Below are 18,410 nucleotides of genomic sequence, written 5' to 3' on the forward strand. Positions count from 1 at the left end.
CTCCAGCTTAATAACGAATTTTGGGATCGATAACGGCGTACAGCACGTCAACAATCGCGTTAAACAGAATAGTCAGGCCACCTACCAGAATGGTCAGGCTCAATACCAAAGAATAGTCGCGGTTCAGCGCACCGTTAACGAACAGCTGGCCGATGCCCGGCAGGCCATAAATGGTTTCGATCACCATCGAACCGGTGATGATGCCGACAAAGGCAGGCCCCATATAAGAAAGCACCGGCAATAACGCAGGTTTCAAGGCATGGCGCAGAATGATGCGGCGCATTGGCAAACCCTTGGCACGGGCTGTACGGATAAAGTTTGAGTGCAGCACTTCAATCATCGATCCGCGCGTGATACGGGCGATGCTGGCAATATAGGCCAGCGACAACGCCACCATCGGCAAGATGATAAATTTCGGTGCCCCGCCGTTCCAACCCCCGCCTGGTAACCATTTCAGCGTGATGGCGAAAATCAATACCAGCAACGGCGCCACCACGAAACTGGGGATAACCACCCCCGTCATGGCAAACCCCATTACCGTATAATCCCATTTGGTATTTTGATTCAATGCGGCAATGACACCGGCGCTAACCCCCAAAACCACCGCCAGCAAAAATGCGGCCAGGCCCAATTTGGCTGAAACCGGGAAAGAAGCGGCGACCAGATCGTTGACCGAATAATCCTTGTATTTGAAGGACGGGCCAAAATCACCTTGCGCAAGTTGAGCCAGATAATGGCCGTACTGTTTCCAGATAGGATCATTCAAATGGTATTTGGCTTCGATATTGGCCATCACTTCCGGCGGCAATGCACGCTCACCGGTAAAGGGGCTGCCGGGGGCCAAACGCATCATGAAGAATGAAATGGTGATAAGGATAAATAGTGTCGGGATCGCTTCTAACAAGCGACGAAATATAAATTTTAGCATTGCCCTAACCCTGTGCTGCAGCCTGATAACGGCTTATTATTCTCAACATGGGCCGGCGGTTCGCACCGCCGGCGCTTACCGTATCAATGCTTGATGATGTACAGGTTTTTGTCGTACACGTTATCAAGCGGGTCTTGGCCGGTGTAACCGCCAACATAAGGTTTCACCAGACGGGCATTCACATAGTAATAAACCGGAACGATGGCGGAGTCTTTATCCAGCTGAACTTCGGCTTTCTGATACAGTTCGGCACGTTCTTCTTTGGTTTTCGCCGTCAGCACGTTAGCCATCAGCTTGTCGAACTCGGCGCTCTTGTAGTGCGGGGTGTTACTGCTGCTGTCAGACAGCATCATGTTCAGGAACGAGCTAGGTTCGTTGTAGTCCGCACACCAGCCGGCGCGAGATACGTCATAGTTACCCTGATGACGGGTATCCAGGAAGGTTTTCCACTCCTGGTTCACCAGCTTCACATCCACACCCAGGTTTTTCTTCCAGATGGAGGCGGCGGCAATCGCCAGCTTCTTGTGCAGATCTGAGGTGTTGTACAGCAGCGAGAAAGTCAGCGGTTTGCCTGGGCCGTAACCCGCGTCTGCCAGCAGTTTCTTCGCCACTTCGTTGCGTTTTTCCTGCGTCCAACCGAACCATTCCGGCGGAGTCAACTTGGCGCCATCGGTATAAGGCGGCGTGAAGCTGTAGGCAGGCAGGTCACCCTGGTTTTTCACTTTATTGGTGATGATGTCGCGGTCCAGGCCCAGTTTCAGCGCTTCACGTACGCGCTCATCGGTAAACGGCGCTTTCTGGTTGTTGATTTCGTAGTAATAGGTACACAGGTACGGATCAACATGAACTTCTTTCGGGATCTCTTTTTTCAGCTTCTGGAACAGCTCGATCGGCATGTTGTTGTAAGTCATGTCGATTTCACCGGTACGGTAGCGGTTAACGTCGGTCACTTCCGACGCAATTGGCAGGAACGTGACTTTATTAATGATGGTTTTTGCGTTATCCCAATATTCCGGGTTACGTTCCAGTACGATGCGTTCGTTGACTACCCAGTCTTTCAGTTTATAAGCGCCGTTGCTGACGTAGTTGGCAGGCAGGGTCCACTTCTCGCCATACTTCTCTACGGCCTCTTTAAACACCGGTTTCATCGCGTAGTGCGGAGTCATTTCAACCAGGTAAGGTACCGGCTCGGTCAAGGTAACCTGGAAGGTATGGTCGTCAATGGCTTTCACGCCCAAGGTTGATTTGTCTTTCTTGCCTGCGATGATGTCATCCACGTTTTCTACGTGGGCGTATTGCAGATAGCTGGCATAAGGGGATGCGGTTTTCGGATCCACCACGCGTTGCCAGCTATACACGAAATCTTGCGCCGTTACCGGTTTGCCGTTCGACCATTTAGCGTCTTTACGCAGGTGGAAGGTCCAGACTTTAAAATCCTTGTTATCCCAGCTTTCCGCCACACCCGGCACGATGGACCCGTCCAGGCTGTTGTTGGCCAGACCTTCCATCAGATCGCGCGTTACGTTATTTTCCGGCACGCCTTCGATTTTATGCGGATCCAGAGACTGTACTTCCGAACCGTTGTTTTTAACGATCTCTTGTTTCTCTGCCAGTTGCACACCTGCAGGCACGACGGCAGCAATTGCGCTGCCGGTTGCTGTGATGCCCAGCGCGGCAATGATGCCGGCGGCAAGGAGGGTTTTCTTCGTGATGTTGGTCATTGATATACTCCAGTTTTTTATTATCACAGGCTCATCGTGGAGCCTGCGTTGCCCGTGAGCGGACCTTGTTATACCGGCTGCCGATGAACGAAGGCGGCAGCCGGCCTTCCCTGTATTACTCCTCGTTGTTGGCGTGGCGTAATACCCCTTTTACTGCTTGATGATGTACAGATTTTTTACGTCGGTATAATCCAGCGGATCTTTACCGGTAAAGCCCCCGACCGACGGCCTGATCAGGCGCGCACTGACACGGTAATACACCGGAACCAACGCAGAATCTTTATCCAACTGCGCTTCTGCCTGCTGATAAATCACGGCGCGTGCAGCCTCATCCGGCGCCTTCAACGTACTGGCCATCAGGGCGTCGAATGCCGGGCTCTTGTAGAAGATAGTGTTCATGCTGCTATTGGAAACCACCAGATTCAGGAAAGCGCTTGGCTCGTTATAATCACCGCACCAGGTCGCACGCGCCACGTCGTAGTCCCCTTGATGACGGCTTTCCAACGAGGTTTTCCACTCCTGATTACGCAACGTGACATCTGCCCCGAGGTTTTTCTTCCACATCGACGCCGCAGCGATCGCCTGCTGTTTGTTTTGATCAGAGGTGTTATACAACAGCGTAAACTTCAAAGGTTTTGCCGCAGTGAAACCGGCTTGCGCCAACAGCTTCTTCGCTTCGGCATTACGCTGCTCCTGGCTCCAGCCCGCCCATTCCGGCGTGGTGAACCTGGCGCCATCGGTAAATGTTGGGGTGAAGTTGTACGCCGGGATCTGGCCCTGGCCCATGATTTTGTTGGCGATGATGTCGCGATCGAGCGTTAGCTTCACCGCAGTGCGCACCCGGACGTCGGTAAAAGGTGCGCGCTGATTATTGATCTCGTAATAGAACGTGCACAGGAACGGGTTAACGTGCAGTTGCTCCGGGATTTCTTTTTTCATCTTCACGAACAGATTCGGTGGGATAGCATTGTTGGTGATATCAATCTCACCGCTGCGGAAGCGGTTGACGTCGCTGACCTCTGAAGCGATCGGCAAGAAGGTCGCCTGGTCGATGACCGTTTTTTTGTTGTTCCAGTAGCTCGGGCTGCGCTCAAGCACAATACGCTCATTCACCACCCACTCTTTCAGGCGGTAAGCGCCGTTGCCGACATAGTTGGCGGGCAACGTCCATTTGTCGCCAAACTTTTCAACTACCGCTCGTTTTACCGGTTTCAACGAGGTATGGCTCAACATGCTGACAAAGTACGGCACCGGCTCGCTGAGTTGAACCTGCAGCGTTTTGTCATCGATAGCCTTGACGCCAAGGGTTTGCGGGCTTTTCTTGCCGGTCAGGATATCGTCGACGTTTTCAATTTTGGCGTATTGCAAATAGCTGGCGTAAGGAGAAGCGATTTTGGGATCGGCCAGACGCTGCCAACTGTAGACAAAGTCCTGTGCGGTAACCGGAGAACCGTCGCTCCACACCGCATCCGGGCGCAGGTGGAAAGTCCAGGTTTTAAAATCCTGGTTTTCCCAGGTTGCGGCGGCGGCCGGCACCACATGCCCATTGGCGTCGGTGCTGACCAATCCTTCCAGCAGGTTAAGAATGATATTGCTTTCAGGTGTTCCTTCGACCTTGTGCGGATCCAATGAAGCGACTTCGCTGCCGTTGTTGATCACAATGCTTTGCTGTTGGGCCAATTGCACCCCGGCCGGAACATCGGCCGCCTGTACGGAATAAACGGCGCTGATACCCAGCATGCCGGCAATGAACATGGTCAACGGCGTGCGCTTCATTGTTTGCTGCATAGTCGAGGCTCCTTTTCACCGACAAGCATTGCTTATCGATATTTGTGAAGTATTTATAAGAATTCTAAATAACGGACACCAGCAAGAATCGTTCCTACTTTGACGACGCTCTGCAATTATCTAAGCGAATAAAGTTGCTCGGAAATTAGCAGAAGCCAAATTCCATAGCCAATAATTTTTACAAAAATGTTAAGCAATTCTCTTTTATTGCCCAGTGTGCGATTTGCCCCACCGCTAACCAGACAACCCAGGCAATAACTAACAAATTGATTTTGTTGAATAAAATTAAAATAAGCCTTGTGCAATTTCTGCACCATAGGCCAGAGCTCACCACAAAGAAACATTCAGTTAACAAAGGCCCCGTTCAAAGAACAAACGCCTGCTTATACGCGGTTAATCACTAATAACACCTGGATGAAAGCGAGACAAGCCCTACAGAATGATGTGACTAAATTAACAGCAGATTTGACATTAGGCAGGCTATAACGGGCAGAAAAGGCGCAAGATAAGGGTTAAAAATAGCGATTAGAGCTTTTATTGAGCAGCAAAGTGGGATTTATGCCACATCATGGTGCAAGTGAAGAAAATTTATTCACATTCCGCACTATATTAATGCGAGCCAATAATTAATTTTAACTTTTAAAATTAATTTGAGTCGCGAATTATCCTATTCGCGACCCACTGACCTGATTACAACAGCCCCGGGAATATGGCTTTAATACCGGTAACAATAAACTCGATACCCAATGCCATCAGCAGCAGACCCATGATTCGGGTAATAACGTTGATGCCGGTTTGTCCCAATAAACGCACCAGCAAGGGAGCGGCACGGAACAGCAACCAACAGCAGAAAGCAAACAACGCAATCGCCAGGCTAAAACCCAGCAGGTTTTGCCAATTGTGATAACGGGAACTCCAGACAATAGTGGAACTGATAGCGCCCGGCCCCGCCATCAGGGGCAACGCCAACGGCACCACGCCGATGCTTTCACGGATCGCGCTCTCCGATTTTTCCTGTTTGTTCTGTTTATCTTCACCCAGCTTGCCGCTGATCATCGACATGGCGATGCTTACCACCAGAATGCCGCCGGCAATGCGGAACGAATCAATAGAGATGCCGAACATGCGCAAAATCCCCTCCCCCAGAAACAGCGAGGTCCACAGGATAATGGCAACCGACAGGTTGGCGGTCATGTTCGTTTTATTGCGTCCGGCCGCCGCCTGGTAGCTGGTCATGCTGATGAACACCGGCAAAATACCCACCGGGTTCACCAGCGCAAACAGGCCGACAAAAAATTTAATGTAGCCGGAAAAATCCAACAGAGATTGGCCCACAAATGACTCCGCTTAAATAGCTTTGAAAAGTGATACTGCCTACGCGCGCTAATGTAATTGAATTGCCACGGGTAATCCATTGGCCAAATGCAGCATTTTTATCCATTAAGAATAAAAGTTATGAAGCAATTCACTATTGTTAAAGTAATGTATGGTTTATGATTTTTTATGTTTAAAAAACACCTCTGCCACACAGTTATCAAGAATAATTATCAACAACTCAAGCTGAATGGTGTCAGCCTGCACTTTTCATGATTTAAATCACAAAATCGCTAATCAAGAGTAGTTAAGCTCTTAGTCGTAGTCAGGGAGTAGAACAGGTTAAGGAAAAAGAGGTATCTCTGTTCAGCCCACCGGTCTTCCCCAGAGGCAGTGGGAAAGCTCTTTAAGCAAATCAGCAGCATGCGTTGTACAGTATGGAAAGCCCTTGTTTTTAAGCAGCATTTTCCGCTTAGGTGTCTATACTAGTTGCTCGCACGGCTTATTTACTGAAAGAGTTTAACATTATCAGGAGAGCATTATGGCTGTAACGAATGTCGCTGAACTGAACGAGCTAGTCGCACGTGTCAAAAAAGCCCAGCGCGAATATGCCAACTTCACTCAAGAGCAAGTTGATAAAATCTTCCGCGCTGCTGCCCTCGCCGCTGCCGATGCCCGTATTCCCCTGGCCAAAATGGCCGTTGAAGAATCCGGTATGGGTATCGTTGAAGATAAAGTGATCAAAAACCACTTCGCTTCAGAGTATATCTACAACGCGTATAAAGATGAAAAAACCTGCGGTATCCTGTCTGAAGACGATACTTTTGGCACGATTACCATCGCCGAGCCTATTGGCTTGATTTGCGGTATCGTACCGACCACCAACCCAACCTCTACGGCTATTTTTAAAGCGCTGATCAGCTTGAAAACCCGTAACGGCATTATCTTCTCGCCACATCCGCGTGCTAAAAACGCCACCAACAAAGCGGCGGATATCGTGTTGCAGGCGGCCATCGCTGCCGGGGCACCAAAAGACATCGTCGGCTGGATTGACCAGCCTACCGTTGAACTGTCCAACCAGTTAATGCACCACCCGGACATCAACCTGATCCTCGCTACCGGCGGCCCAGGTATGGTGAAAGCCGCCTACAGCTCCGGCAAGCCTGCAATCGGTGTTGGCGCCGGTAACACTCCGGTGGTGGTTGACGAGACAGCGGACATCAAACGCGTTGTTGCCTCTATTTTGATGTCTAAAACCTTCGACAGCGGTGTGATTTGCGCCTCCGAGCAGTCTGTCATCGTCGTTGACTCCGTCTATGATGCAGTGCGTGAGCGTTTCTCTTCCCACGGCGGCTACCTGCTGCAGGGCAAAGAGCTGAAAGCGGTCCAGGACATCATTCTGAAAAACGGCGGCCTGAACGCGGCTATCGTCGGCCAATCTGCGCCGAAAATCGCTGAAATGGCCGGCATCAAAGTACCTGCCAGCACCAAGGTGCTGATCGGTGAAGTGAAATTGGTTGATGAATCCGAACCTTTCGCTCACGAAAAACTGTCTCCGACGCTGGCAATGTATCGCGCCAAAGATTTTGAAGACGCCGTCAGCAAAGCGGAAAAACTGGTCGCCATGGGCGGTATCGGCCATACGTCCTGCCTTTACACCGACCAGGATAACCAACCGGAACGCGTTGCCTTCTTCGGCGACAAGATGAAAACCGCACGTATCCTGATCAACACCCCGGCGTCTCAGGGTGGTATCGGTGACCTGTACAACTTTAAACTCGCTCCGTCACTGACGCTGGGCTGCGGTTCCTGGGGTGGTAACTCCATCTCTGAAAACGTCGGTCCAAAACACTTGATCAACAAGAAAACTGTAGCGAAGCGAGCAGAAAACATGTTGTGGCATAAACTTCCGAAATCAATCTACTTCCGCCGTGGTTCATTGCCTATCGCGCTGGAAGAAGTAGCGACCGACGGGGCAAAACGCGCCTTCATTGTGACCGACCGCTACCTGTTCAACAACGGCTACGCAGACCAGATCACCACGGTTCTGAAATCGCACGGCATTGAAACAGAAGTGTTCTTTGAGGTAGAAGCTGACCCAACGCTGTCCATCGTGCGTAAAGGCGCCGAACAGATGAACTCCTTCAAACCAGACGTGATCATCGCGCTGGGCGGCGGTTCACCGATGGATGCTGCGAAAATCATGTGGGTGTTGTACGAGCATCCGGAAACCCATTTCGAAGACCTGGCGTTGCGCTTTATGGATATCCGTAAACGTATCTACAAGTTCCCGAAAATGGGCGTCAAAGCAAAAATGATTGCCGTCACCACTACCTCAGGTACCGGTTCTGAAGTCACGCCGTTTGCGGTAGTGACCGACGATGCGACCGGCCAGAAATACCCGCTGGCTGACTACGCATTGACGCCGGATATGGCGATCGTTGACGCCAATCTGGTGATGAACATGCCGAAATCCCTCTGTGCCTTCGGCGGCTTGGATGCAGTTACCCACGCACTGGAAGCTTATGTATCGGTACTGGCGAACGAATACTCTGATGGCCAGGCGCTGCAAGCGCTGAAGTTGCTGAAAGAATATCTGCCAGCCAGCTACAAGGAAGGCGCCAAGAACCCGGTAGCCCGTGAGCGTGTGCACAACGCCGCGACCATTGCCGGTATCGCGTTTGCCAACGCCTTCCTGGGGGTTTGCCACTCCATGGCCCATAAACTGGGCTCTGAGTTCCATATCCCGCACGGCCTGGCCAACGCCATGTTGATCTCCAACGTCATTCGCTATAACGCGAACGACAATCCGACCAAGCAGACGGCCTTCAGCCAGTACGACCGCCCACAAGCACGTCGTCGCTACGCTGAAATCGCCGACCATCTCGGCCTAAGCGCACCGGGCGACCGTACCGCGCAAAAAATCGAGAAGCTGCTGGTATGGCTGGATGAGATCAAAACTGAGCTGGGTATCCCTGCTTCCATCCGTGAAGCCGGCGTGCAGGAAGCCGACTTCCTGGCGAAAGTCGACAAACTGTCCGAAGACGCCTTTGACGACCAATGTACCGGCGCCAACCCGCGTTATCCGCTGATTGCCGAACTGAAGCAAATCATGCTGGATACCTTCTACGGGCGTAAGTTCAGCGAAGCGGACGAGGAAGAAGTTGTGGTTGCACCGGTTGCGGCCAAAGCGGAAAAAAAGTCCAAAAAATAACGGTTCATTGAGCCGACAAAAAAACCGCCGAAAGGCGGTTTTTTTATGTTGATAAATCACTCATTCGGCCTCACGGCACCGTAGCGCTAAAACGCCCCACAATGCATGCTACGCTGCCCAGCGGCTTACTCCAGTGCGTGTATGGCTTCCTTGTAATGTTTGCGGCAAACGGACACGTAGCTCTCGTTACCGCCTATCACGACCTGTTCACCTGCATGCATTGCCTGGCCGCTTTCATCCAGCCTCAGGACCATATTCGCCTTGCGGCCGCAGTGGCAGATGGTTTTCAACTCCACCAGTTTATCCGCCCAAGCCAGCAAATATTGGCTGCCGATAAACAGCTCACCCAGAAAGTCGGTGCGCAACCCATAGCACAACACCGGAATATCCAGTTGGTCGACTACGTCGCACAATTGCTCAACCTGTGCTTTCGTCAAGAATTGGCTTTCATCCAATAACACGCAGTGTACCGGCTGCTGCTGATGTTCCTGAGCAATCATGGCATAAAGCATGGAGTCATTATTATAGAGCTGCGCCTGAGACGACAATCCGATGCGCGAACTCACCTTCCCTACGCCAAAACGATGATCGATTTCGGCAGTAAACACCAACGTGCGCATACCACGTTCTTGATAATTATATGAAGATTGTAACAGCGCGGTGGATTTTCCTGCATTCATAGCAGAATAATAAAAATAAAGTTGAGCCATGGGCCCGCAACTCCAATGGTATAAGAAATATTCAGACGTTGATTCAAGCGCTAAGTGTACCATAACCCGTCGGCCTGCTCATGCTCTGGGTTCTCAATATCCTGGGAAAGGTAATAGCAGGCTTTCAAATGAAACATTTCGTTCTGATCCAGCCCCTCTTTTACATCTATTTACAGGATAATCTTTGCCTGCCATCACTATTAATTACCGCTAATGATTTGCCCTCCGCATTAATGGTTAAGCTAGTGGAGAGACGCCGTCGCACGACTGCCCCCCGGTTACAGACTCAAATCTATTAACCCCAAAAGGGAGCGCCGAGAAATTTAATGACATAAAACAGACAAAGGCACAGTTCTTGACGTTATCTTTACCCGCATACCCCCATTGTTTACAATGTCTGCATACTGAAACACGTGATTAAGCCCACAGAATTCGTCGTAATATCGATATAAAACACAATTATAACTTAGCCATAAATGCCTTACAGCCCCATCAAACATAGTGCGGCTGTTGAAAATTTGACTTAAAAATGGAGGTTGTAATACTTAACATCCCTACCTATATTAGCCATCCGGATCTGATTAGCCGTTTTTTTAAAGATAAATTTGAGCACTCCTTTCAATTTGGCTATTGCAGAAAAGAAAAGAGCACTCTATTATTATCCAGACGCCCCCCACCAATATAATTTGAGACTAGGATAATGAGCGAAGCATTAAAGATTTTGAACAACATCCGTACTCTACGCGCACAGGCAAGAGAATGCAGCCTGGAAACGCTGGAAGAGATGCTTGAAAAACTGGAAGTTGTTGTGAACGAACGTCGCGAAGAAGACAGCCAGGCTCAAGCAGAAGTGGAAGAACGTACCCGTAAACTGCAGCAATATCGTGAAATGTTGATTGCTGACGGTATTGACCCAAATGAACTGCTGCAAACTATGGCTGCGACTAAAGCCGCTGGTAAAGCCAAACGTCCAGTACGTCCAGCTAAATATCAATATAAAGACGAAAACGGCGAACTGAAAACCTGGACCGGCCAGGGCCGTACCCCGGCAGTGATTAAGAAAGCTATCGAAGAGCAAGGTAAATCTCTGGACGATTTCCTGCTGTAATAGCATTTCGCTGCACGTTAAAAAGGCTCCCTATGGGAGCCTTTTTGTTATGTGTATTTTCTGCCTGCCAAGCCCACAGCTTAGCTTTGACGCAAATATGCGCCCACGCCAGGCTCCCCATTCTTCTTATCGCCTGAGCTATCCCTGGCGTTTTTCAAGACATAAAAAAGGGGCCGCAGCCCCTTTATAACATTGTTCAGTTGTTCAATTACTGAACTTTATAAAATGACTTATACCACTCGACAAAGCGTTTCACGCCTTCTTCAACACCGGTTTCCGGCTTGAAGCCGATAACGCGATAAAGCTCGGCGGTATCCGCGCTGGTATCCAAAACGTCGCCAGGTTGCATCGGCAGCATATTCTTGCGCGCCTCAATCCCTAACGCCTGCTCCAGTGCGCGAATATATTCCATCAACTTCACCGGGCTGCTGTTGCCGATATTATAGACACGATAAGGCGCAGAACTGCTTGCCGGTGAACCCTGCTCGACCGTCCATGCCGCGTCAGCCTGAGGAATAACCGCCTGCAACCGCACAATAGCCTCAGCGATATCGTCAATGTAGGTAAAGTCACGGTGCATCTCGCCGTGGTTATATACGTCGATGCTTTCGCCCGCCAATATGGCCTTGGTAAATTTAAACAACGCCATATCCGGGCGGCCCCACGGGCCATATACGGTAAAGAACCGCAGGCCGGTGGTCGGAATACCATATAAGTGGGAATAGCTGTGCGACATCAGCTCATTGGCTTTTTTGGTTGCCGCATACAATGACACCGGATGATCAACTGAGTCTTCCGTCGCAAAGGGCAGTTTACGGTTCAGACCGTATACCGAACTGGAGGAGGCATATAACAGATGCTCAACTTTATTGTGGCGACACCCTTCCAGCACGTTTAAATGCCCAATGAGATTGGCATCCGCATAGGCCAGAGGATTTTCCAGCGAATAACGTACACCCGCCTGCGCACCCAGATGAATCACCCGTTGAAACTTTTGCTCTGCAAACAGCCCCGCCATACCTTCGCGATCGGCCAGATCCAGCTTAATAAACTGAAATTCAGATTTATCCGAAAGCAACTCAAGGCGGGCCATTTTCAGGCCCACATCATAATAATCATTCAGGTTGTCGATACCGACAACCTGATGCCCGGCAGCCAACAAACGCTCAGCAATATGATAACCAATAAACCCTGCAGCGCCTGTAACCAGGAATTTCATGTTCACCCCTTAAATAACCGGCTGAATGGACGCGCCACGGCCGATTGCATAATACGTGAAACCGCGGCTTTCCAGACGTTCTGGATCAAACAGGTTGCGGCCATCAAAAATGACAGGCTGTTTAAGAGAACCTTTAACCACATCGAAATCTGGCGCACGGAAATTCTGCCATTCGGTACAGATAACCAGTGCGTCAGCCCCCTGCAGCGCCGCCTCTTTGGTGCCCACCAACTTCAGGTCGTCACGCTGACCATAGATACGCTGTACCTCGTTCATGGCTTCTGGGTCGAAGGCCTGAACGATAGCACCCGCTTCCCACAGTTGCTCCATCAGCACTCGGCTGGAGGCCTCGCGCATGTCGTCGGTATTGGGTTTGAATGCCAGCCCCCACAACGCAAAGGTTTTACCTTTCAAATCTTCACCGAAGTGATGTTTGATAAATTTGGTCAGCTTATATTTTTGCTGATAGTTAACCTGCTCTACCGCCTGCAACAGTTTTGGCTGGTAACCAATATGCTCCGCAGTGCGGATCAGCGCTTGAACATCTTTCGGGAAGCATGAGCCGCCGTAGCCGCAGCCCGGATAGATGAAGTGGTAACCGATACGCGAGTCAGAACCGATCCCCTGGCGCACTTTCTCGATATCCGCACCCAACATTTCGGCCAGATTGGACATTTCGTTCATAAAGCTGATCTTGGTCGCCAGCATACAGTTGGCGGCATATTTGGTCAGCTCGGCGCTGCGGATATCCATCATGATCATGCGATCGTGATTGCGGTTAAACGGCTCGTAAAGCTCACGGATAGGTTCGATAACCTCTTTGTTATCGGTACCGATAACAATACGCTCCGGACGCATGCAGTCCGCTACCGCCGCGCCCTCTTTCAGGAACTCCGGATTGGAAACCACGTCGAATGGCACTGTGCTGCCGCGTTTTTTCAGGGTTTCTTCCATCACCTGGCGTACTTTATCCGCAGTACCGACCGGCACTGTAGATTTGTCGATCACCACCTTGCGATCGGTCATATGTTCCGCGATGGTGCGCGCTACGGCAGTCACGTATTTCAGATCGGCAGAGCCGTCTTCATCCGGTGGCGTCCCCACGGCGATGAACTGAATGGTACCGTGTGCAACACCGGCTTTAGCGTCGGTGGTGAAGTGCAGACGACCCGCTTCATAGTTCTGTTGCACCAGCGGCGTCAGACCGGGTTCAAAAATGGGGATATTCCCGTTCTTCAGGTTTTCGACTTTACGCTCGTCTACATCAATACACATAACGTCATGGCCGACTTCTGCCAATACCGCAGCCTGTACCAGGCCAACATAGCCAATACCAAAAACTGTTACTTTCATGGGAAAATCCTAGTTTTTCAAATTAAGACGAAAGATAAATAAATTATTTCTTATCAGCGGCCAACAGTTGTTGCAACCACTGAGAAAATTCTTTGCCAAGGCTGGCATGGCGCAGGCCATACTCGACGAAAGCCTGCATGTAGCCCAGCTTGTTGCCGCAGTCATGGCTCACCCCTTTGAGGTGATAGGCTTCTACGGTTTCCTGCTGCATCAGCATTTCAATACTGTCGGTAAGCTGGATCTCACCGCCGGCGCCTGGAGGCGTTTTCGCCAGCAACGGCCAGATATCGGCAGAAAGCACATAGCGGCCAACAATAGCCAGGTTTGACGGCGCTTCGTCTGGCGAAGGTTTTTCGACCACACTGACCATCGGAGCGCTTTCGCCCGCCTGCAGTTCATAACCTTTGCAATCAGCCACGCCATAATTGCCGACATCTTTCTGCGGCACAGGTTCAACCATAATCTGGCTGATGCCGGTTTGTTCGAACCGCTGCAACATTTCGTGCAAATTGTCTTTTTTCAGATCGGCGCTGTACTCATCGAGGATCACGTCCGGCAAAATTACGGCAACCGGCTCATCGCCCACCAATGGATAAGCGCACATGATGGCATGCCCAAGGCCTTTCGCCACCCCTTGACGCACTTGCATCACGGTGACGCCCTTCGGGCAAATAGACTGCACTTCATCCAGTAGTTGACGCTTAACGCGTTTTTCCAGCATCGCTTCCAGCTCAAAACTGGTATCGAAATGGTTTTCAATCGAATTCTTGGAGGAATGGGTGACCAGCACAATCTCGTTAATCCCTGCCGCAATGCATTCGTTGACCACGTACTGGATCAATGGCTTGTCAACCAGCGGCAACATTTCTTTTGGGATGGCTTTTGTCGCCGGCAACATTCGTGTTCCCAAGCCTGCAACCGGGATCACTGCCTTTCTGATTTTACGATTTACAGCAGGCATTATTTCCTCTCTCTAATAGAATTGGCGCTCATTTTGTGAGCTTCATCTGCCATACAAAAAACCTTCGGAGTATACCAGTTTATGACTGTCTGGCATTAGTCTGAGCACAAATAGAAAAAATTTAGGACAATTACCCAATCAGATTTTCTGAGATAAAAATAAGTATGTTGAATATCTTAATTTCAAATAATATTTTTACAACTGCTAGCTATTCGGCGCTAAGCATCAGCCGCAGCCTGCCCCCAGAGCCCCAAACCTGACACTGCCAGGCGGAACAGTGCTGGCTGATTTGGTTCATGTAGGTTGCGCCCAGCATACCCAGAGGCACGCCGTTGCTCAGTTGGATTTGATTGTCACCGGTATTCACATTGGCATGCAGGCCCGCAGAAACCAGAATCAGGTTTTTATATTCGGCGTGATAATAACCAACTAACAGAGGGAATTGCCCTTCCAGCTTGCCTTGGCGCAATAATTGATTAACTTGCTTTAACAGTGTTGTCATTTGCGGCAACCGATGACGCTGATTAACTAAATGATCCTGTAATAATCCGTTAAATAAAGCACGCAGCAACAGCGCAGCCAATACGCCATTATCACCGGCGCGCGTAACATCCAGGCAATAGAAAGCCAGATCCTTATCCGACAGTGCGGCTATATCGAGCACCAACCCCGGATTCTCGCTGGTGGTTAATTGCCGATAATTAATCCGACAATGGGCTACGGTCTGTTGCACCGGCGGCTGAAGCTGTTTGAGTAATTTTACCGCTTCGGAAGGATTTTTACTCAGCGCATTCCAATCCTTGAACAGCTCTGCTTCTTCCAGAGCCGGGGAGGTAAACATATTGGGATATAAACACCCCAATACCGCTTCACGCAGTCGGTTCAGATCGGCCACCGGTTTCAACAACACGTCCTGCACGCCCAAACGCAGCACCTTGGCGATATCTGCCATTTTATCCGTGGCCGAAATCACCAGCACCGGGATTTGCAGGCCCTGCAGCCGCAGATGTTCGACAAACTCGATACCGCCCATTTCCGGCATGGCGAGATCGCACAAGATTAAATCGGGATGGACATCGTCGACGGCACTCAGCGCCTGCAAACCATTGGTCGCTTCACTGGTCTCCGCTCCCAACGATTTCAAATAGCCAACAAGCACGGAACGAAACACCAGTTCGTCCTCGACGATCAAAATCCGCTTGTGAGTGAATGGTAATGCCATCAGCCGAGCCTCTTCCCTTTTCATAGTGTAATAGTGGCTCAAAAAGGGCATTTACGCTTGCCGGAAAATGTCCCAACCGCACGTTGCCCCCCTGAAACCGGCAGCTATTTATTTTTTATCAATGGCAACAGCATATCGAGCTGTTTTTCCACCGCCAGTTCGCCGGCTTCAATCGCCTCATTGGCGCGGTGAAAGTCCAGCGTTGAAATTTGCGGGCAGTAGGGTTGAATCAACACATCGGGCGGATCGCCGGCCATGCGGTTGCGTTTCAGGCGATTTTCCAACACCTGTATCGAAGTCCCCATGATTTCCATCGCCGTTGGCGTGAAGTTAGGCTTTCTCAACGTCATCTTGCTGATTCGTTCGCGCAAACGCCCCCGCCAGTTGCGGGCTGGGAGATCGTTCGGCTCTTCCATATCATTGCGAACCGAGAACAAATCCTGCTGCATCAAATGCGCGTCATGTTGCAGGTCAACGGCGATGACGATATCGGCGCCCATCGCACGAGTTAATGAGATGGGAACCGGGTTAACCACCGCGCCATCCACCAGCCAATAACCGTCGAACCACACCGGCGCCAACAAGCCGGGCATGCTGCATGAAGCTCGTACCGCCTGATGAATATCCCCTTTCGTCAACCACAACTCCCGCCCGGTACTCAGATTAGTCGCCACGGCACCGAATTTCAGAGAGCACTCGGCAATATCATCGATCTTCAACAACTGCCCCACCGCATTGAACACCCGCTCGCCCCGCAACAGGCCGCCCCGCTGCCAGGACAAATCCATCAGCCGAATCACATCCCAATAGCTGAACGAACGCACCCACGTCTCCATGGCGGGCAGACGATGGCTGGCAAAAGCGGCCCCCACCAGCGCGCCAACCGAGCAACCGGCTACTATATCGACCTCAACGCCCAATTTCTTTAGCGCGTTGATGACGCCGATATGCGCCCAGCCTTTGGCCGCCCCCGCCCCTAATGCCAGCCCCACTTTAATTTGTCGCATAACGCCTGCCCTTTGCCCGGTAAATTGTATCAAACCTGCTGTCAGCGTAGATTGTCACGACCGAATAATGTTAGGTAACATATGCGCTAAATTCATTTCATCATCGTTGGCCCGTTCTTTTTCGTGCCGGCCATTTTAGGAGTTACCTTGCCTGAATTATGCCCCTGTGGCGGCGGTCTGGAGTATAGCGCATGCTGCGAACCCTACATTAACGGGGTCAGATTCGCCCCCACTCCAGGCACCTTAATGCGCTCGCGCTTTAGCGCCTACGTGAAACACAATGTTGATTATCTGATCGCCACCTGGCATCCCGATTGCCATGCAAATGAATGGCGCAAGTCCATCGTCGACAGCTTCAAAGGCACCGAGTGGCTTGGTCTGACTGTAGTAGAAGAAAAAGAAGGCCATGATACCGGCGAAAGTTTTGTAGAATTCATTGCGCGCTTCGTTGACGCCGACAGCGGCGAACACAAGGCGATGCATGAGCGTTCGCGCTTCCTTCAACTTGACCAACGCTGGTACTATATTGATGGAACCAAACCCCAGCCTGGCAGAAACGCAATTTGCCCCTGTGGTTCGGGTAAAAAATATAAAAAATGCTGCGGGCGTTAGCCGGTTGTCATTGTGTCCCATAGCGTTCAGGCCGCAGCCGACCAGGCTGCCGCTTGAAGATAAAGACTATAAAAACTCTCGCCTGCACAGACAGGACGTTCAGTATCAGACAGGATCCTCATTCCCATGCCACACCAAAATGTACAAAGAAAAGTTTTGCGCACCATTTGTCCGGATGCCAAAGGCCTGATCGCCAAGATCACCAACATTTGCTACAAACATGAACTCAACATTGTTCAAAACAATGAGTTTGTTGATCACCGCACCGGGCGTTTCTTTATGCGTACCGAGCTGGAAGGTATCTTCAACGACACCACGCTGCTGGCAGATCTCGACAGCGCCCTGCCGACAGGCTCTGTTCGCGAACTGCACAACTCCGGCCGTCGCCGCATTGTGGTATTGGTGACCAAAGAAGCACATTGTCTGGGCGACTTGCTGATGAAAAGCGCCTACGGCGGTCTGGATGTAGAGATTGCTGCGGTTATCGGCAACCACGATACGCTGCAAACGCTGGTAGAACGCTTCGATATTCCGTTCCATCTGGTCAGCCATGAAGGGTTGACGCGCGACCAGCACGATCAAAAAATGGTGGCTCAGATCGATCAATATCAGCCGGATTACGTGGTACTGGCCAAATATATGCGCGTGCTGACCCCGGCATTTGTTCAGCATTACCCGAACCAGGTGATCAATATCCACCATTCGTTCCTGCCGGCCTTCATTGGCGCGCGGCCTTACCATCAGGCTTACGAACGCGGGGTAAAAATCATCGGCGCTACCGCACACTACGTTAACGATAATCTGGACGAAGGCCCAATCATCATGCAGGAGGTGATTCATGTTGATCACACCTATTCTGCTGAAGATATGATGCGTGCCGGGCGTGACGTAGAGAAAAACGCTCTCAGCCGCGCGCTGTATCATGTGTTGGCCCAGCGGGTATTTGTTTACGGTAACCGCACGGTTATTCTGTAACGGCCAAATATATCCGATAAATTTCAAGTTGCCGCCAGGTGCCAACTCGCTCACCTCAGAAGGGCAAATATTTCCCACAGGGGTGAGCAAGCTCCGCCAAAAACGCGACTGCTTGAAAGGTTAGGGGTATAAAACGGGGCCTTTCGTTCAGGAATGCACCGCCACGGGCAAAAAATCGGCAAACGATTCATTTTCTGCATTTCAATACTTTACACGCGCGCTTCATTTGATATGATGCGCCCCGCTTACCGAGACAGACGTTTCGCAAGCAAGGCCAG

The 18,410-nt window shown here is 50.8% G+C and carries 14 protein-coding genes; 4 read left to right on the plus strand and 10 right to left on the minus strand.

Annotation, left to right across the window (positions count from 1 at the left end; all coding sequences use genetic code 11):
• Positions 1 to 7: 7 nt before the first annotated feature.
• From oppB to SPL01S_RS15770, 4 genes are all read right to left on the minus strand, one after another.
• A complete protein-coding gene (gene oppB, locus SPL01S_RS15750; protein WP_004945308.1) occupies positions 8 to 928 on the minus strand; it encodes an oligopeptide ABC transporter permease OppB in 921 nt (306 codons plus the stop codon).
• An 83-nt stretch (positions 929 to 1,011) separates the two neighbouring features.
• A complete protein-coding gene (gene oppA / locus SPL01S_RS15755) occupies positions 1,012 to 2,649 on the minus strand; it encodes an oligopeptide ABC transporter substrate-binding protein OppA (RefSeq protein WP_063201108.1) in 1,638 nt (545 codons plus the stop codon).
• A gap of 150 nt (positions 2,650 to 2,799) precedes the next feature.
• Positions 2,800 to 4,437 (minus strand): ABC transporter substrate-binding protein, encoded by a 1,638-nt coding sequence (locus SPL01S_RS15760; RefSeq protein ID WP_062871033.1) that lies wholly within the window; start codon positions 4,435 to 4,437, stop codon positions 2,800 to 2,802.
• 690 nt (positions 4,438 to 5,127) lie between these two features.
• Entirely contained in the window at positions 5,128 to 5,772 is a 645-nt protein-coding gene (locus tag SPL01S_RS15770; protein ID WP_004945318.1) for a YchE family NAAT transporter, read from the minus strand.
• Between the two features lie 520 nt (positions 5,773 to 6,292).
• On the opposite strand from SPL01S_RS15770, the gene adhE reads away from it, so the two are divergent.
• Positions 6,293 to 8,965: a bifunctional acetaldehyde-CoA/alcohol dehydrogenase gene (adhE, locus tag SPL01S_RS15775; RefSeq protein WP_006325792.1), complete on the plus strand. Its 2,673-nt coding sequence runs from the start codon at positions 6,293 to 6,295 to the stop codon at positions 8,963 to 8,965.
• A gap of 125 nt (positions 8,966 to 9,090) precedes the next feature.
• On the opposite strand, the gene SPL01S_RS15780 is transcribed toward adhE, so the two are convergent.
• On the minus strand, positions 9,091 to 9,675 hold the full coding sequence (locus SPL01S_RS15780) for a thymidine kinase (RefSeq protein WP_004945324.1): 585 nt from the start codon (positions 9,673 to 9,675) through the stop codon (positions 9,091 to 9,093).
• A 700-nt stretch (positions 9,676 to 10,375) separates the two neighbouring features.
• On the opposite strand from SPL01S_RS15780, the gene hns reads away from it, so the two are divergent.
• Positions 10,376 to 10,783 carry a histone-like nucleoid-structuring protein H-NS gene (gene hns, locus SPL01S_RS15785; protein WP_004945327.1) on the plus strand — a complete coding sequence of 136 codons (408 nt, stop codon included), beginning with the start codon at positions 10,376 to 10,378 and terminating at the stop codon, positions 10,781 to 10,783.
• A gap of 208 nt (positions 10,784 to 10,991) precedes the next feature.
• Here hns and SPL01S_RS15790 read toward each other — a convergent pair whose 3' ends face one another.
• The 5 genes from SPL01S_RS15790 to rssA all read right to left on the minus strand — a co-directional run bounded on the left by SPL01S_RS15790 (position 10,992) and on the right by rssA (position 16,545).
• Positions 10,992 to 12,002 (minus strand): NAD-dependent epimerase, encoded by a 1,011-nt coding sequence (locus tag SPL01S_RS15790; protein ID WP_004945331.1) that lies wholly within the window; start codon positions 12,000 to 12,002, stop codon positions 10,992 to 10,994.
• 9 nt (positions 12,003 to 12,011) lie between these two features.
• Positions 12,012 to 13,355 carry a UDP-glucose dehydrogenase family protein gene (locus tag SPL01S_RS15795; RefSeq protein WP_062791847.1) on the minus strand — a complete coding sequence of 448 codons (1,344 nt, stop codon included), beginning with the start codon at positions 13,353 to 13,355 and terminating at the stop codon, positions 12,012 to 12,014.
• A gap of 43 nt (positions 13,356 to 13,398) precedes the next feature.
• Positions 13,399 to 14,316, minus strand: coding sequence for a UTP--glucose-1-phosphate uridylyltransferase GalU (galU, locus tag SPL01S_RS15800; protein WP_004945340.1), 918 nt, complete (start codon positions 14,314 to 14,316; stop codon positions 13,399 to 13,401).
• A 208-nt stretch (positions 14,317 to 14,524) separates the two neighbouring features.
• Positions 14,525 to 15,538 carry a two-component system response regulator RssB gene (gene rssB, locus SPL01S_RS15805; RefSeq protein WP_062871353.1) on the minus strand — a complete coding sequence of 338 codons (1,014 nt, stop codon included), beginning with the start codon at positions 15,536 to 15,538 and terminating at the stop codon, positions 14,525 to 14,527.
• A 104-nt stretch (positions 15,539 to 15,642) separates the two neighbouring features.
• Complete coding sequence (rssA, locus tag SPL01S_RS15810; protein ID WP_004945347.1) at positions 15,643 to 16,545, minus strand: patatin-like phospholipase RssA; 903 nt, start codon at positions 16,543 to 16,545, stop codon at positions 15,643 to 15,645.
• A 147-nt stretch (positions 16,546 to 16,692) separates the two neighbouring features.
• Here rssA and SPL01S_RS15815 point away from each other — a divergent pair, with 147 nt between their 5' ends.
• Complete coding sequence (locus tag SPL01S_RS15815; RefSeq protein WP_063201114.1) at positions 16,693 to 17,157, plus strand: YchJ family protein; 465 nt, start codon at positions 16,693 to 16,695, stop codon at positions 17,155 to 17,157.
• Positions 17,158 to 17,283: 126 nt separating this feature from the next.
• Positions 17,284 to 18,132: a formyltetrahydrofolate deformylase gene (purU, locus tag SPL01S_RS15820; RefSeq protein WP_004945352.1), complete on the plus strand. Its 849-nt coding sequence runs from the start codon at positions 17,284 to 17,286 to the stop codon at positions 18,130 to 18,132.
• Positions 18,133 to 18,410: the final 278 nt, after the last annotated feature.

Source organism: Serratia plymuthica NBRC 102599 (assembly GCF_001590925.1).
In the GTDB taxonomy this organism is placed as follows: Bacteria; Pseudomonadota; Gammaproteobacteria; order Enterobacterales; family Enterobacteriaceae; genus Serratia; species Serratia plymuthica.

Bases quoted from the DNA above. Each gene is read 5' to 3' on its own strand.
- SPL01S_RS15795 (WP_062791847.1), bottom strand. From the start codon at position 13,355: ATGAAAGTAACAGTTTTTGGTATTGGCTATGTTGGCCTGGTACAGGCT.
- rssB (WP_062871353.1), bottom strand. From the start codon at position 15,538: ATGGCATTACCATTCACTCACAAGCGGATTTTGATCGTCGAGGACGAA.
- oppB (WP_004945308.1), bottom strand. From the start codon at position 928: ATGCTAAAATTTATATTTCGTCGCTTGTTAGAAGCGATCCCGACACTA.
- hns (WP_004945327.1), top strand. From the start codon at position 10,376: ATGAGCGAAGCATTAAAGATTTTGAACAACATCCGTACTCTACGCGCA.
- SPL01S_RS15760 (WP_062871033.1), bottom strand. From the start codon at position 4,437: ATGCAGCAAACAATGAAGCGCACGCCGTTGACCATGTTCATTGCCGGC.
- galU (WP_004945340.1), bottom strand. From the start codon at position 14,316: ATGCCTGCTGTAAATCGTAAAATCAGAAAGGCAGTGATCCCGGTTGCA.
- SPL01S_RS15790 (WP_004945331.1), bottom strand. From the start codon at position 12,002: ATGAAATTCCTGGTTACAGGCGCTGCAGGGTTTATTGGTTATCATATT.
- rssA (WP_004945347.1), bottom strand. From the start codon at position 16,545: ATGCGACAAATTAAAGTGGGGCTGGCATTAGGGGCGGGGGCGGCCAAA.
- oppA (WP_063201108.1), bottom strand. From the start codon at position 2,649: ATGACCAACATCACGAAGAAAACCCTCCTTGCCGCCGGCATCATTGCC.
- SPL01S_RS15780 (WP_004945324.1), bottom strand. From the start codon at position 9,675: ATGGCTCAACTTTATTTTTATTATTCTGCTATGAATGCAGGAAAATCC.
- adhE (WP_006325792.1), top strand. From the start codon at position 6,293: ATGGCTGTAACGAATGTCGCTGAACTGAACGAGCTAGTCGCACGTGTC.
- purU (WP_004945352.1), top strand. From the start codon at position 17,284: ATGCCACACCAAAATGTACAAAGAAAAGTTTTGCGCACCATTTGTCCG.